Origin of the sequence: Pseudomonas sp. DVZ6, from assembly GCF_024259445.1 — a bacterium.
GTDB classification, from domain to species: domain Bacteria; phylum Pseudomonadota; class Gammaproteobacteria; order Pseudomonadales; family Pseudomonadaceae; genus Aquipseudomonas; species Aquipseudomonas peradeniyensis.
On the sequence record NZ_JANCLM010000019.1, the window covers coordinates 34,854 to 47,792 of the forward strand.

Annotated in this window: 12 protein-coding genes; 5 read left to right on the forward strand and 7 right to left on the reverse strand. The window is 65.7% G+C overall.

Annotated features, from left to right (window positions below):
• Nucleotides 1-161: 161 nt before the first annotated feature.
• Nucleotides 162-1,169 (reverse strand): DUF481 domain-containing protein, encoded by a 1,008-nt coding sequence (locus NMG10_RS12995; RefSeq protein WP_254464490.1) that lies wholly within the window; start codon nt 1,167-1,169, stop codon nt 162-164.
• 152 nt (nt 1,170-1,321) lie between these two features.
• On the opposite strand from NMG10_RS12995, the gene NMG10_RS13000 reads away from it, so the two are divergent.
• The gene (locus NMG10_RS13000) at nt 1,322-1,675 is read left to right on the forward strand and encodes an MGMT family protein (RefSeq protein ID WP_110739830.1); all 354 of its coding nucleotides are present in this window, start codon (nt 1,322-1,324) and stop codon (nt 1,673-1,675) included.
• Nucleotides 1,676-1,719: 44 nt separating this feature from the next.
• Complete coding sequence (locus NMG10_RS13005) at nt 1,720-3,267, forward strand: AmpG family muropeptide MFS transporter (RefSeq protein ID WP_203647893.1); 1,548 nt, start codon at nt 1,720-1,722, stop codon at nt 3,265-3,267.
• Between the two features lie 130 nt (nt 3,268-3,397).
• On the opposite strand, the gene NMG10_RS13010 is transcribed toward NMG10_RS13005, so the two are convergent.
• The 3 genes from NMG10_RS13010 to NMG10_RS13020 form a co-directional block, all read right to left on the reverse strand.
• Nucleotides 3,398-4,642 (reverse strand): MFS transporter, encoded by a 1,245-nt coding sequence (locus NMG10_RS13010; protein ID WP_232854662.1) that lies wholly within the window; start codon nt 4,640-4,642, stop codon nt 3,398-3,400.
• 170 nt (nt 4,643-4,812) lie between these two features.
• Nucleotides 4,813-5,652 carry a mechanosensitive ion channel family protein gene (locus tag NMG10_RS13015; protein ID WP_203647895.1) on the reverse strand — a complete coding sequence of 280 codons (840 nt, stop codon included), beginning with the start codon at nt 5,650-5,652 and terminating at the stop codon, nt 4,813-4,815.
• Nucleotides 5,653-5,764: 112 nt separating this feature from the next.
• Entirely contained in the window at nt 5,765-6,250 is a 486-nt protein-coding gene (locus NMG10_RS13020; RefSeq protein ID WP_203647896.1) for a YajQ family cyclic di-GMP-binding protein, read from the reverse strand.
• 100 nt (nt 6,251-6,350) lie between these two features.
• Between NMG10_RS13020 and NMG10_RS13025 the strand changes: the two genes are divergently transcribed.
• The 3 genes from NMG10_RS13025 to NMG10_RS13035 are packed head-to-tail and all read left to right on the forward strand — an operon-like array spanning nt 6,351 to nt 9,897.
• On the forward strand, nt 6,351-7,268 hold the full coding sequence (locus tag NMG10_RS13025) for a putative 2-dehydropantoate 2-reductase (RefSeq protein WP_203647897.1): 918 nt from the start codon (nt 6,351-6,353) through the stop codon (nt 7,266-7,268).
• Nucleotides 7,269-7,304: 36 nt separating this feature from the next.
• Entirely contained in the window at nt 7,305-9,332 is a 2,028-nt protein-coding gene (locus NMG10_RS13030; RefSeq protein ID WP_232854663.1) for an ATP-binding protein, read from the forward strand.
• 1 nt (nt 9,333) lies between these two features.
• Nucleotides 9,334-9,897 carry a cob(I)yrinic acid a,c-diamide adenosyltransferase gene (locus NMG10_RS13035; protein WP_254464491.1) on the forward strand — a complete coding sequence of 188 codons (564 nt, stop codon included), beginning with the start codon at nt 9,334-9,336 and terminating at the stop codon, nt 9,895-9,897.
• An 81-nt stretch (nt 9,898-9,978) separates the two neighbouring features.
• Here the strand turns inward: NMG10_RS13035 and NMG10_RS13040 are convergent, their stop codons facing one another.
• The 3 genes from NMG10_RS13040 to argJ form a co-directional block, all read right to left on the reverse strand.
• Entirely contained in the window at nt 9,979-10,923 is a 945-nt protein-coding gene (locus NMG10_RS13040) for a Nudix family hydrolase (protein ID WP_254464492.1), read from the reverse strand.
• A complete protein-coding gene (locus tag NMG10_RS13045; protein WP_232854665.1) occupies nt 10,920-11,552 on the reverse strand; it encodes a glutathione S-transferase family protein in 633 nt (210 codons plus the stop codon). Before NMG10_RS13045 ends, NMG10_RS13040 begins: the two co-directional genes overlap by 4 nt.
• Before the next feature lie 138 nt (nt 11,553-11,690).
• Nucleotides 11,691-12,908: a bifunctional glutamate N-acetyltransferase/amino-acid acetyltransferase ArgJ gene (gene argJ / locus NMG10_RS13050; RefSeq protein ID WP_254464493.1), complete on the reverse strand. Its 1,218-nt coding sequence runs from the start codon at nt 12,906-12,908 to the stop codon at nt 11,691-11,693.
• Nucleotides 12,909-12,939 lie beyond the last annotated feature (31 nt).

Consider the following 12,939-nt stretch of genomic DNA (forward strand, 5'->3'; position numbering starts at 1 on the left):
CTACGCATACCCCTGTAGGAGCGGCCTTGTGCCGCGAAAGGGCTGCATAGCAGCCCCAGGATCTCAGCGATGAGGCAGACATCGCCGGGGCCGCCTTGCGGCCCTTTCGCGGCGCAAGGCCGCTCCTACAAAGAGCACGCGCAGCGCGTTACCGGATCGACTTACCAGGTAACACCAAACCCGGCGGTATAGCGGGTCTTGTCCAGGTCGCTGTCGCGGGTGCCCTTGATCAGGTCCTTCTCCGCCTTCAGGTTGAGCGAAGCCCACTCGGTCACCTTGTAACGCAGCCCCATCTCGGCATCCAGCGCGTACTCGGCCACACCGCCCAGCGGCTTGCCGACCTCGCCATTGGTGAAGAACTCCACCTTCTTGCCGATCAGGTAGCGGTTGTAGTCCCACTTCACCGCGGCGGAATAGAAGTTGTCCTTGCCGCCATCGCGGTATTCGAAATCGGTTCGGTTGATCAGCGAACCGAGCGAGAACGCGCCCAGCTCGTCATCCCAGAACTGGTAGCCTGGGCCGGTACCAACGGTACGCTGGCGCGCCAGGTCCTCGATATGGTCGCGCTTGTACTCCAGGCGCCCCTGCCAGAACCACTTCTCGGTGATGAAGCGGTCCAGGGCGTACTCGGCGCTCCAGTTGTTGGTGGTGGTGACGTCGTCCTTGGTCTCGCGGTTGTACTCGCCCTCGGCGTTGTGCCGCCAACGACCGTGGCGGGCGGTGGTCTTGAAGCTGACGTCGTAGTCGTCGGTATTGTTCTCGGCGCGCTTGTAGTCCATGGCCACATCGACATTGCCCTTCCACAGGAAGTCCTCGACCACCGGCCGTGGCTTCATGATCTGCTCGATGCTGGCCAACTCGACGGTCTTCGGCGCATCGCCGTTGGCCAGGGTCACCTTGCCCGGTTCGGCGGCCTTGAGCGACTTGGCCTTCTCGCCGGAGTAGGCGTCCTGCTTGACCAGCAGTTCCTGGTCGCTCTCCAGCGTCTTCACCTGTTTCCAGTCCAGGGCGATCGAACCGCCGTAGGGCGTCTCCAGCAGCAGCCTGCCGCCGTCGAAGACCTTGATCTTGCCGCTCAGGCGGTCACCGTTCTTCATCCACACGGTGTCGGCGAGCACGGGAGTACAGAGGGACGCGGCGATGAGGCAAAGCAGGGTTCTAGAAGACATAAGCGCAATATGGGTTCGATTCGACGAAAAAGCCGGGCATTATCCAGATACCGACAACCTGAGCAAGGACAGACCCAGACCATGCCGATGAGTTCCACTCGCATTTGCCCGGACCGCCTGTCCGGTTTCATCCGCAGGCCAGGTACCCCGTGATGTCCATGCCACCACCCTCCCCGCCGGAAGACGCAGAGGCCCGACGAATGGCACTGTACTCGGTGCTGGGCCAAGTGCCCGCCGGCAAGGTGGTCAGCTACGGGCAGCTGGCCGAACTGGCCGGCCTCGGCCGTGCCGCACGCTGGGTCGGGCGTACCCTCGGGCAGTTGCCGGCGGACACCCGCCTGCCCTGGCACCGGGTGCTGGGTGCCGGCGGTCGGCTGAGCCTGGCCCTGGGCACGCCGTCGGGCGACGAACAACGCGCCCGTCTACGCGCAGAAGGGGTGAATGTGGCCAATAATCGTGTGGATATGGCGCGCCATGGCTGGCGTCCAATGGAGCACAGCGGTTAGAGTGCGCGCTTTGTTTTCGCAAACCTTGAGGCAGATGTTGGCCCATGCCCCGTAAAACCTGGCGCGCTGCGCTCGCTGCCTATGCCAGCCCGTCAACTTTGGTGCTTTTGCTGCTCGGATTCGCCGCCGGCCTGCCGTACATGCTGGTGTTCTCGACGCTTTCGGTCTGGCTGCGCGAGGCGGGTGTGGCGCGCGAGACCATCGGCTATGCCAGCCTGATCGGCCTGGCGTACGCCTTCAAGTGGGTCTGGTCGCCGCTGCTCGACCAATGGCGCCTGCCGCTGCTCGGCGGCATGGGCCGTCGTCGTTCGTGGCTGCTGTTGTCCCAGGTGCTGGTGGTGCTCGGGCTGATCGGCATGGGCTTCTGCGACCCGCAGAAGCACCTGTCGTGGCTGATTGCCCTGGCGGTGCTGGTGGCCTTCGCCTCCGCCACCCAGGACATTGCCGTCGACGCCTACCGCCTGGAGATCGCCGACGATCAGCGCCAGGCCGCCCTGGCCGCCAGCTACATGGCCGGATACCGGGTTGCCGCCCTGCTCGCCACCGCCGGTGCGCTGTTCTTCGCCGAGTGGTTCGGCTCCACCGGATTCAGCTACCTGCACCAGGCCTGGACCGGCACCTACGTGCTGTTCGGCGTGCTGATGCTGCCCGCGCTGTTCACCACCCTGGTGATGCGCGAACCGCCGGTGCCCCTGCGCACCCAGCTGTCGGCGGCCCGCTACGGGCTTATGCACCAGCTGGCCTCGGTGTTCGTGCTGATCATCCTGCTGGTCTCGGTGCCCGCCAGCTTCACCCAGCTGTTCAACACCGACTGGGCCAGCGTGGTGTTCGGCGACTCGACCATGCTCGACCTGCTGCTCGAGGACCGCGCCTTCCTGCGCCTGATCCTCTACGTGCTGCTGACCTGGGCGTGCCTGTCGTCCCTGGGCCGACGCGGCCTGGCACCGGTGCTCACACCGGTCAACGACTTCATCGCGCGCTACCGCTGGCAGGCCCTGCTGCTGCTCGGGCTGATCGCCACCTACCGCATGTCCGACACGGTGATGGGCGTGATGGCCAACGTGTTCTATATCGACATGGGCTTCACCAAGGACCAGATCGCCAGCGTCAGCAAGATCTTCGGCCTGATCATGACCCTGGTCGGCGCCGGTGCCGGTGGCCTGCTGATCGTGCGTTTCGGCATCCTGCCGATCCTGTTCATCGGCGGCGCGGCCTCGGCGGCGACCAACATCCTGTTCCTGATGCTGGCCGACATGGGCCCGAACCTGGAAATGCTGGTGGTGACCATTTCGCTGGACAACTTCAGCTCGGGGCTGGCCACGTCGGCCTTCGTCGCCTACCTGTCGAGCCTGACCAACCTGAAGTTCTCGGCCACCCAGTACGCCCTGCTGAGCTCGATCATGCTGTTGCTGCCGCGCCTGATCGGTGGCTATTCCGGGGTGATGGTGGAGAAGTTCGGCTACCACGACTTCTTCCTGATCACCGCGCTGCTCGGCGTGCCGACGCTGGTGCTGATCGCCCTGCACTGGCGGCAGGAGGTTGGTCGGGGAAAGCCGGTGCCGGTGAATAACTCGACCGCCGAGCAACCCTGACCTGTAGGAGCGGCCTTGTGCCGCGAAAGGGCCGCATAGCGGCCCCGGCACTCAGAGCGTCCACATGACTATTGCAGGGGGCGCGCTGCGCCCCTTTCGCGGCGCAAGGCCGCTCCTACAGGACTCGGGTTTACTGAGTGACAGCCCCTTCCCCCGAACGCCTGCCCACCACGAACCACAATGGCCACAACGCCAGTGCCCCCGCCACGCCCGCCGCCACGGCAAAGTGCATCAGGCTCGCACCCGCGCCGAGCATCGCCAACACCGCGCCGCCCAGCCCCAGCAAGGCGATGGTGATCATCCCCAGCATCGCCGATACCAGGCCCTTGCTCTGTTCGCTGGAGAACAGCGTCATGCGGTACAGCACGGCGTTGGCCACGCCCAGGCCCAGCGCGTACAGCGACATGCCGGCCACCACGCTGGGAACCGTCGGCCAATACCAGGTCGCCGCGACCATCAGCGACAGCCCCGCCAGGTATGGCCACAGGGCCCCGCGCACCAGTGCCGGCAGCGGGTAGCGATCGGCGATGCGGTTGATGATCAGGTTGCCCATGATCAGCCCGCCGAACACCGGCAGCTGCCACAGCGCGTATTCCAGGGTGCTCAGGCCTTCGTCATGGATCAGCAACACTGGCGACAGGCCGATCCAGCCAATCAGCGGCAGCCCCACCAACCCCAGCGCCGCACTGCCGGCCACGAAGCGCCGATTGCCCAGCAACTGGCCGTAGCCAGCCAGCAACGGCAGCAGGTGGATGGGCGTAAACGGCAGGCGCGAACCGTCGCGCCGCTCCACGCCAAGGGTTTCCGGCATCAGCCGGTAGAGCAGCAACCAGCACAGCACCGCGCCTGCGGCAAACGCCACGAACAGCCAGCGCCAGTCCAGCCACTGCAGCATCAGGGTACCCACCAGCGGGCCGAGCAGCGGCGACAGCAGGGCGATATTGGCCAGCAGGGCCATCATGCGCACCGCATCGGCCTCGCTGAACGCCTCATTGAGCGCCGGATAGCTGACCGTGACCACGAAGCCCAGACCGATGCCCTGCAGCAGGCGCAGCAGGTTGAACAGGCCGATGTCCTGCGCCCAGAAGGTTGCAAGGCAGGCCAGGCCGAAGAAGATGCAGCCGACCAGCAGCAAGGGGCGCCGGCCATAGCGATCCGCCAGCGGGCCGATCAGCCATTGCAGCAGCACCCCGCCCAGCAGGTAGAGGTTGAGGGCGTGGGGAATGTATTCGGGACTGGCCTGAAGATCGCCAACCACCACCGGCATGGCGGGCATGACCGCGTCGCTGGCGAGGTAGGTCAGCAGTTCGAACAGCGCCAGGGTCAGACCGAACAGCAAGGCGCGCAAGGGAGTGATATACAGCAAAGGTTTCATGGCGGACATCGGGTTTGTAGGCAGGATCAAGGTATATGCCAGAAATGACAGTACCCGGCTGTGAACAAGTGTAAGGGTCTTGAAAAGCATCGCGGGGCAAGCCCGCTCCCACAAGACCGTTGCTGGCCATGTGGGAGCGGGCTTGCCCCGCGATAGGAAGCGACGCGGCGTTACTGGACCGCCGCCTCCTGCACCACGCGGATCACCCGCTGCGGAAACGGAATGTCGATGCCTTCGGCCTTGAGACGGTCGCGGGCATGCTCGTTGAGCATGAACAGCACGTCCCAGTAGTCGGCAGTCTTGACCCAGATACGCAGCGACACGGTGATCGAGCTGTCACCCAGGGTCGAGATCACCGCCTGTGGCGCCGGATCCTGCAGCACGCGCGGATCCTGGGCCAGCTCCAGCAGCACGTTGCGCGCCTTCTGCAGGTCGGCGTCGTAGTCCACGCCCACGTCGAACACCACCTTGCGGGTCGGCTGGCGGTTGGTGTTGGTGATGATGCCGTTGGACAGGCTGCCGTTGGGCATGATCACGGTCTTGTTGTCACCGGTGCGCAGCACGGTGTGGAAGATCTGGATGCTGTCCACGGTGCCACTGACACCTTGCGCCTCGATCCAGTCACCGATGCGGAACGGACGGAACATCAGGATCAGCACGCCGCCGGCGAAGTTCGCCAGGCTCCCCTGCAGGGCCAGGCCGATGGCCAGGCCCGCGGCACCGATGGCGGCGACGAACGAAGTGGTCTCGATGCCGATCATCGAGGCCACGCTGACCATCAGCAGCACCTTCAGCACGATGTTGGCCAGGGTGCTGATGAAGCCCTGCAGCGCCGCATCGGCACGCAGGCCGACCAGCTTGCCCAGGCGGGCGCTGAGCTTGTTGATGATCCACCAGCCGATGGCCAGAGTCAGCAGCGCCAGCAACAGGCGGCTGCCGTACTCCATGATCAAGGGAAGCCAGGTTTGCGATTGGCGGACCAGCTGATCGACTTCAGCGTTCAAATCCATGTTTATCTCCTGATGCCGAACGGCAAGTACACAATGAGGCGGGCAACGCAAAGCAAGCGGCCCGGACCCCGATGGACATCACTGCGCCATCAAGGTTCCGGGCCGCCGCGGATCAGTCGCGGAAGTTGTTGAACTGCAGCGGCATGTCGAATTCCTTGGCGCGCAAGGCAGCAATGGCCTCTTGCAGATCATCACGCTTCTTGCCGGTAACACGTACCTGCTCGCCCTGAATGGCGGCCTGGACCTTGAGCTTGGCGTCCTTGATGTGAGCGACGATCTTCTTCGCCAGCTCCTTGTCGATGCCTTCGCGGAACTTGGCTTCCTGCTTCATTTCCTTGCCGGAGGCATAGGCGTCCTTGGCTTCCAGGCATTTGACGTCGATCTTGCGCTTGACCAGCGCCAAGCGCAGGATCTCGATCATCGCCTCGAGCTGGAACTCGGCCTCGGCAGTCAGCAGTACGGTCTGCTCCTTCTCCTTGAACTCGAAGCTGCCCTTGCCTTTGAGGTCGTAACGGCGGTCGAGCTCCTTGATGGCGTTTTCGACGGCGTTCTGCACTTCGTGCTTGTCCAGTTCCGATACCACGTCGAACGAAGGCATGGTTGTTCTCCATAAAAAAAAGCGCGCTCGGCCTGAAGATGGAGCGCGTCGGGTTTGATGGTTAAAATGCGGACTCATTATAACGGGTTGCGAAACGCAGATGAGCAGCACCTGGCATATTCTCGGCGCCGGCAGCCTCGGCAGCCTCTGGGCCTGTCGCCTGGCCCGCGCCGGCAAGGCGGTCCGCCTGATCCTGCGCGACCAACAGCGTCTGGCCGCCTATGAGCACGGCGGTGGGCTGACCCTGGTCGAACAGAACGGCGCCCACCACTACGCGATCCCCGCGGAGACTGCCGACGCCCGCGGCCCGATCCATCGCCTGCTGGTCGCCTGCAAGGCCTACGACGCCGCGCCCGCCGTGGCCCGTCTGGCCCCGCGGCTGGCCAACGGCGCCGAGCTGGTGCTGTTGCAGAACGGCCTGGGCAGCCAGGACGAAGTCGCCGACCAGGTGCCCCACGCCCGCTGCATCTTCGCCTCCAGCACCGAGGGCGCGTTCCGCGAGGCCGACTGGCAGGTGCGCTTCGCCGGCCACGGCTTCAACTGGCTGGGCGACCCGGCCAATCCCAACGTCCCGTCCTGGTTCACAGACCTGCACGACGCCGGCATCCCGGCCCAATGGGCGCTCGACATCCCTACCCGCCTGTGGCGCAAGCTAGCGCTCAACTGCGCGATCAATCCGCTCACCGTACTGCACGACTGCCAGAACGGCGGCCTGCTTGGCCACCTGGCCGAAGTCGACCAACTGTGCGACGAACTGGCCGACCTGCTGCGCCGCTGCGGCCAGCCCGAGGCCGCCAACGACCTGCACGAGGAAGTGCAGCGGGTGATCATCGCCACTGCGGCCAACTACTCTTCCATGTACCAGGACGTTCGCCATGGCCGGCGCACCGAGGTCCACTACCTGCTCGGCCACGCCTGCCGCGCCGCCGCACGGCATGGCGCCAGCGTGCCGCATCTGGAAAAGTTGCGCCGGCGCCTGGCGGTAAACCTCGAGGCGCGCGGTTTGCGCAGCGACTGACGCCCCTTATCCACAGGACAGGACACCTCTTCACCCATGACCTTGCGTCAACGCCTGGAAAACCTCCCGGTCGGGCAGAAACTGCTGGCGGCCCTGCTGGTGCTGCTGGTGACCATCCTGCTGGTGGCCAACCTTGCCTTCATCAGCGCCGCCTACTGGATCACCCAGGAGAGCATGGCGCCCCAGGCCCTGCAGACCATCGGCCGGCTGGTCTCCAACCCGCAGCTGTCCGCGCGCGCCGGCGACTCGACACAGAACGCCACGGCGCTGCTCAAGGAGCTCGACAGCTACTCGCCGTTGCGCGCCGCCGCAATCTATGGCGGCGACGGGCAGATGCTGGCCCAGCTGCAGCACGGCGACCCGCTGACCCTGCCCAAGCGCTACCGCAACATCGATGGCTGGCGCCTGATGGAGTTTCGCAGCACCCAGCTGATCCGCCTGCCGCGCAGCGCCGCCCCGCCCGCGCACCTGCTGCTGGTGGCCAGCAGCGAGCTGCCCACCGCGTTCTACACCGGCACGCTCTCCGCCAGCCTGGCCATCCTGGTGTTCAGCATACTGCTGTGGCTGGTCATCGCCCGGCAGATCAAGCGCCTGATCACCGTGCCGATCAATCGCCTCGAAGAGCTGACCCGCCAGGTTACTCGCGAGGAGAGCTATGCCCTGCGCGCCAAACGCGGCAACGATGACGAGATCGGCAGTCTGGCCGAGGCGTTCAACACCATGCTGTCGCGCATCGAGGCCCGCGAGCAGCAGCTCAAGCGCACCCGCGACGAGTTCCAGGACGCCTACGACCAGGCCCAGGGCCTGGCCGAGGAAACCCGTCACACCAACCGCAAGCTGGAACTTGAAGTCCAGGTGCGCAGCAAGATCGAGAAAAAACTCACGGGCTTTCAGAACTACCTGAACAGCATCATCGACTCCATGCCCTCGGCACTGATTGCCCTCGACGAGCAGCTCTACGTCACCCAGTGGAACCACGAGGCCACGGTGCTCTCCGGCACACCGCTGGACGAAGCGCTGAACCAGCCGGTGTTCCTCGCCTTCGAGCCGCTCAAGCCCTTCCTGCCGCAGCTCAAGGAGAGCGTGGAGAAACACCGGGTGGCCAAGATCGAGCGGGTCACCTGGCCCAAGGGCGAGGACCTGCGCCACTATGCCCTGACCTTCTACCCGCTGATGGGTGGCGCTGGACGTGGCGTGGTGATCCGCATCGACGACATCACCCAGCGCCTGTCCCTGGAAGAAATGATGGTGCAGTCGGAAAAGATGCTCTCGGTCGGCGGCCTGGCCGCGGGCATGGCCCACGAGATCAATAACCCGCTGGGCGCCATCCTGCACAATGTGCAGAACATTCGCCGGCGCCTGTCGCCAGACCTGCCGCGCAACCAGGAACAGGCCGACGAGCTGGGCATCGACCTGCCGGCCGTCAACCGCTATCTGGAGAGCCGCGAAGTGCCGCAACTGCTCGACGGCATCCAGCAGGCTGGCGCCCGGGCGGCCAAGATCGTCACCCACATGCTCAGCTTCAGCCGCCGCAGCAACCGCCAGTTGGCCCCCTGCGAACTGCCGGCGCTAATCGACCAGGCCGTGGAAATTGCCGGCAACGACTTCGACCTGGCCATCGGCTTCGACTTCAAGGGCCAGGCCATCGTCCGCCAGTTCGACCCGCAACTGGGCCCGGTGCCCTGCACCGCCAACGAGCTGGAACAAGTGCTGCTCAACCTGCTGAAGAACGCCGCCCAGGCCATTCACCAACGCCCGCAGCCCAGCGAACCGGGGCGCATCACCCTGCGCACCCGCCTCAATCCGCCGTGGGCGGAAATCCAGGTCGAGGACAATGGCGTCGGCATGCCCGAGACGGTGCGCAAGCGCACCTTCGAGCCGTTCTTCACCACCAAGGAGATCGGCCAGGGTACCGGCCTGGGTCTGTCGGTGTCGTACTTCATCATCACCAACAACCACAAGGGGCAGATGGAGGTGCAGTCCACCCCCGGCCAGGGCACCTGCTTCACCCTGCGCCTGCCCCTGAGCCCGGCCCAGCCGAGCACTACTCAGACGGAGACATGACATGGGCTATCGCCTGTCGAAGATCTACACCCGCACCGGCGACAAAGGCGAAACCGGCCTGGGCGACGGGCGCCGAGTGCCCAAGGACCATCCGCGGATCGAGGCGATCGGCGAGGTGGACAGCCTCAACAGCCAGTTGGGCGTGCTGCTGGCCGGGCTGGCCGAGGCCGGGCTTGGCGAGCTGATCGAGGTACTGGTGCCTTGTCAGCACCGCTTGTTCGACCTTGGCGGGGAGCTGGCGATGCCCAGCTACCAGGCGTTGAACACTGCCGAGGTGGAGCGCCTGGAGGCGGCCATCGACCGCTGGAACGAAGAGTTGGGGCCGCTGAAGAACTTCATCCTGCCCGGGGGCTCGATGCTGGTGGCCCAGGCCCATGTCTGCCGCAGCGCGGCGCGGGCGGCGGAACGGCGTTGCCAGCAGCTGAATGCGCTGGAGCCGCTGGAGGGGGTGGGGCTGGCCTATATCAACCGGGTGTCGGACCTGCTGTTCGTCGCGGCCCGGATCATTGGGCGGCGCCAGGGAGTGAATGAAGTGCTGTGGCAAGCGGCCGAGAAGCCCGCCTGAACGCATCGCGGGGCAAGCCCGCTCCCACGCCAGATTGTGGACTGGCGTGGGAGCGGGCTTGCCCCGCGATGGCCTGATGTATCAGATCTCAGGCCAGAACGCCCGGATCCCGGCCACACCCTGCGCCCCAACCTCCCAGGCCTGCTCCCGCTCACCCGGCCCGACCCCGCCCAGCAGAAACACCGGATGGCTGATTCCGCCGATCAACCGCTGCGCCTCGTCCCACCCCAGCGGCACCGCCTCCGGGTGAGTCTGGGTCGCCTGCACCGGCGACAAGGTGACGAAATCCACCCCCATCTGCTCGGCCAACGCCAGTTCCTCGGCACTGTGGCAGGACGCCGCCAGCCAACGCTCCTTCGGGAATGGCCGCCCCTTGGCGGCATACTTGCGCAACTGCGCGGCGGTCAGGTGCCAGCCCGCCGACGGGAAGTCGCCCAGCCATTCCAGTGGCCCCTTGAGCATCAACTGGGCTTTGCCCGCACACAGGCCGACCGCATCCACCGCGACGTCGCGGTACTTGGGGTCGTACATGTCCGGCGCACGCAGCTGGATCAGCTTGATGCCGCTGGCCACGGCCTTCTGGATACCCTTGAGCAGCTCAGGCACCTCCAAACCGTCCGGGGTGATCAGGTACTGGTCGGGCAAGCGCGCCGCAGCGACGATCGGCTTGTTGGCCTCGGGGAACTCATACTGGCCAAGGTCACGCGGCGCCACCCAGGCCAGGGGCTGCCCCTCGGCGCCATGGGGTTCGCCGGTAAAGACGTGCACTTCACGCACATCCAGCAGTACTTGCTTGTCCGGATAGTCGTGGCTGACCTTGATCAACGGCCGCGAAGTCGCGACCTCGATACCCAGTTCCTCACGCAACTCACGGGCCAGCGCCGCCTCGACGCCCTCACCCTCCTCCACCTTGCCGCCGGGGAACTCCCACAGGCCGCCCTGGTGCTGGGTATCGGCGCGGCGGGCAATCAGGATCCGCCCGTCGGCGCCACGAATGACCGCTGCGACTACATGAATCCGTTTCACCCTTCACGCTCCGCCAGGCCAGCTTGTTGCCAGGCCTGGAAGGCCGGCCATTGGTAGATGGTCTCGATGTAGGCAGCCGCTTCGGCCGGCACCGCAACACGGTAGGTACGCAGGCGTACGGCCACCGGCGCGAAGAAGGCGTCGGCCAGGGTCGGCCGGCCGAACAGGAACGGGCCGTTGCCCTTGGCGACCACGCGGCATTCGTTCCACAGGGCAACGATGCGGTCGATATCGACCTGCACGTCCAGCGGCACCTCATCCAGCGCCTGGGCACGAGACAGGTCGAACGGCATGGCGCCACGCAGGGCGAAGAAGCCGCTGTGCATCTGCGCGCAGGCCGAACGGGCCTGGGCACGGGCGGCGATGTCCTCGGGCCACAGGCGGGCCTCGGGGTGGCGTTCGTTGAGGTATTCGGCGATGGCCAGGGAGTCGGCGATCACGCCGTGCTCGCTCTGCAGCAGCGGCACCTTGGCGGTGGCCGAGAAGGCCAGCAGGCGCTGGCGGGTGTCAGGCTGGTTGAGCTTGACCAGGGTTTCTTCGTAGGGGACGCCGGCCAGCTCGAGGGCCAGGGCGCCGCGTAGCGACCAGGAGGAATACAGCTTGTCGCCGATGATCAGGTGATAGCTCATGATTGGGCTCCAGCGGAATCGGGATATTGGGGCTGCCTTGCAGCCCTTTCGCGGCACAAGGCCGCTCCTACAGGAGATCGCGTTCCCTTGTAGGAGCGGCCTTGTGCCGCGAAAGGGCCGCAAAGCGGCCCCTATGCATCAGGTCCGGTATTCGGCGTTGATCTTCACGTACTCGTGGGACAGGTCGGTGGTCCAGATGGTTTCGCTGCACTGGCCACGACCCAGCTCGATGCGGATGGTGATCTCCTCCTGGGCCATCACTGCCGAACCCTGCGCCTCGGTGTAGCTCGGGCTGCGACCGCCCTGGCTGGCGATGCACACGTTGTCGAGGTAGACGTCGATCAGGCTAACATCCAGCTCTGGCACACCGGCACGGCCAACCGCGGCGAGGATACGGCCCCAGTTGGGGTCGGAGGCGAACAGCGCGGTCTTGATCAGCGGCGAGTGGGCCACGGCGTAGCCGACGTCCAGGCACTCCTGGTGGTTGCCACCGCCGTTGACCTGCACGGTGACGAACTTGGTGGCGCCTTCGCCGTCACGGACGATGGCCTGGGCCACCTCCATGCACACCTCGAACACCGCTTTCTTCAGCGCTTCGAACAGTGCGCCGCTGGCCTCGGTCACTTCCGGCACATCGGCCTTGCCGGTGGCAATCAGCATGCAGCAGTCGTTGGTCGAGGTGTCGCCGTCGATGGTGATGCGGTTGAACGACTTGTTGGCGCCGTCGAGCATCAGGTCCTTGAGCACCGCCGGGGCGACCTTGGCGTCGGTGGCGATGTAGCCGAGCATGGTGGCCATGTTCGGGCGAATCATGCCCGCGCCCTTGCTGATGCCGGTGACGGTGATGGTCTTGCCGTCGTACTGGAACTGGCGGCTGGCGCCCTTGGGCAGGGTGTCGGTGGTCATGATGCCGGTGGCGGCTTCGGCCCAGTGGTTTTCCGACAGGTTGTCCAGGGCGGCCTGCAGCGCGCCTTCGATCTTCTCGACCGGCAGCGGCTCGCCGATCACGCCGGTGGAGAACGGCAACACGGACTCCGCCGGCACGCCGGCAAGCTCCGCCAGCTTGGCGCAGGTGCGCTCGGCGGCGGCCAGACCCGGCGCGCCGGTCCCGGCGTTGGCGTTGCCGGTGTTGGTCAGCAGATAACGCACGGTGCCCTGCACACGCTGCTTGGAGAGGATCACCGGGGCCGCGCAAAAGGCGTTGAGGGTGAACACGCCGGCGACGCTGGAGCCTTCGGCGCAGCGCATCACCACCACATCCTTGCGCCCTGGGCGCTTGATGCCCGCCGAGGCGATACCGAGTTCGAAACCGGGAACCGGGTGCAGGGTGGGCAGGGGACCAAGACCAACAGCCATTAGAGCGCTCCTAGAAAATTGTGGGGAATTA

What these genes read in the sequence shown, in the direction of transcription:
- NMG10_RS13005 (WP_203647893.1), top strand. Translation starts at nt 1,720, where the DNA reads ATGCCCCGTAAAACCTGGCGCGCTGCGCTCGCTGCCTATGCCAGCCCG.
- NMG10_RS13025 (WP_203647897.1), top strand. Translation starts at nt 6,351, where the DNA reads ATGAGCAGCACCTGGCATATTCTCGGCGCCGGCAGCCTCGGCAGCCTC.
- argJ (WP_254464493.1), bottom strand. Translation starts at nt 12,908, where the DNA reads ATGGCTGTTGGTCTTGGTCCCCTGCCCACCCTGCACCCGGTTCCCGGT.
- NMG10_RS13035 (WP_254464491.1), top strand. Translation starts at nt 9,334, where the DNA reads ATGGGCTATCGCCTGTCGAAGATCTACACCCGCACCGGCGACAAAGGC.
- NMG10_RS13000 (WP_110739830.1), top strand. Translation starts at nt 1,322, where the DNA reads ATGTCCATGCCACCACCCTCCCCGCCGGAAGACGCAGAGGCCCGACGA.
- NMG10_RS13045 (WP_232854665.1), bottom strand. Translation starts at nt 11,552, where the DNA reads ATGAGCTATCACCTGATCATCGGCGACAAGCTGTATTCCTCCTGGTCG.
- NMG10_RS13030 (WP_232854663.1), top strand. Translation starts at nt 7,305, where the DNA reads ATGACCTTGCGTCAACGCCTGGAAAACCTCCCGGTCGGGCAGAAACTG.
- NMG10_RS13015 (WP_203647895.1), bottom strand. Translation starts at nt 5,652, where the DNA reads ATGGATTTGAACGCTGAAGTCGATCAGCTGGTCCGCCAATCGCAAACC.
- NMG10_RS13010 (WP_232854662.1), bottom strand. Translation starts at nt 4,642, where the DNA reads ATGAAACCTTTGCTGTATATCACTCCCTTGCGCGCCTTGCTGTTCGGT.
- NMG10_RS13020 (WP_203647896.1), bottom strand. Translation starts at nt 6,250, where the DNA reads ATGCCTTCGTTCGACGTGGTATCGGAACTGGACAAGCACGAAGTGCAG.
- NMG10_RS12995 (WP_254464490.1), bottom strand. Translation starts at nt 1,169, where the DNA reads ATGTCTTCTAGAACCCTGCTTTGCCTCATCGCCGCGTCCCTCTGTACT.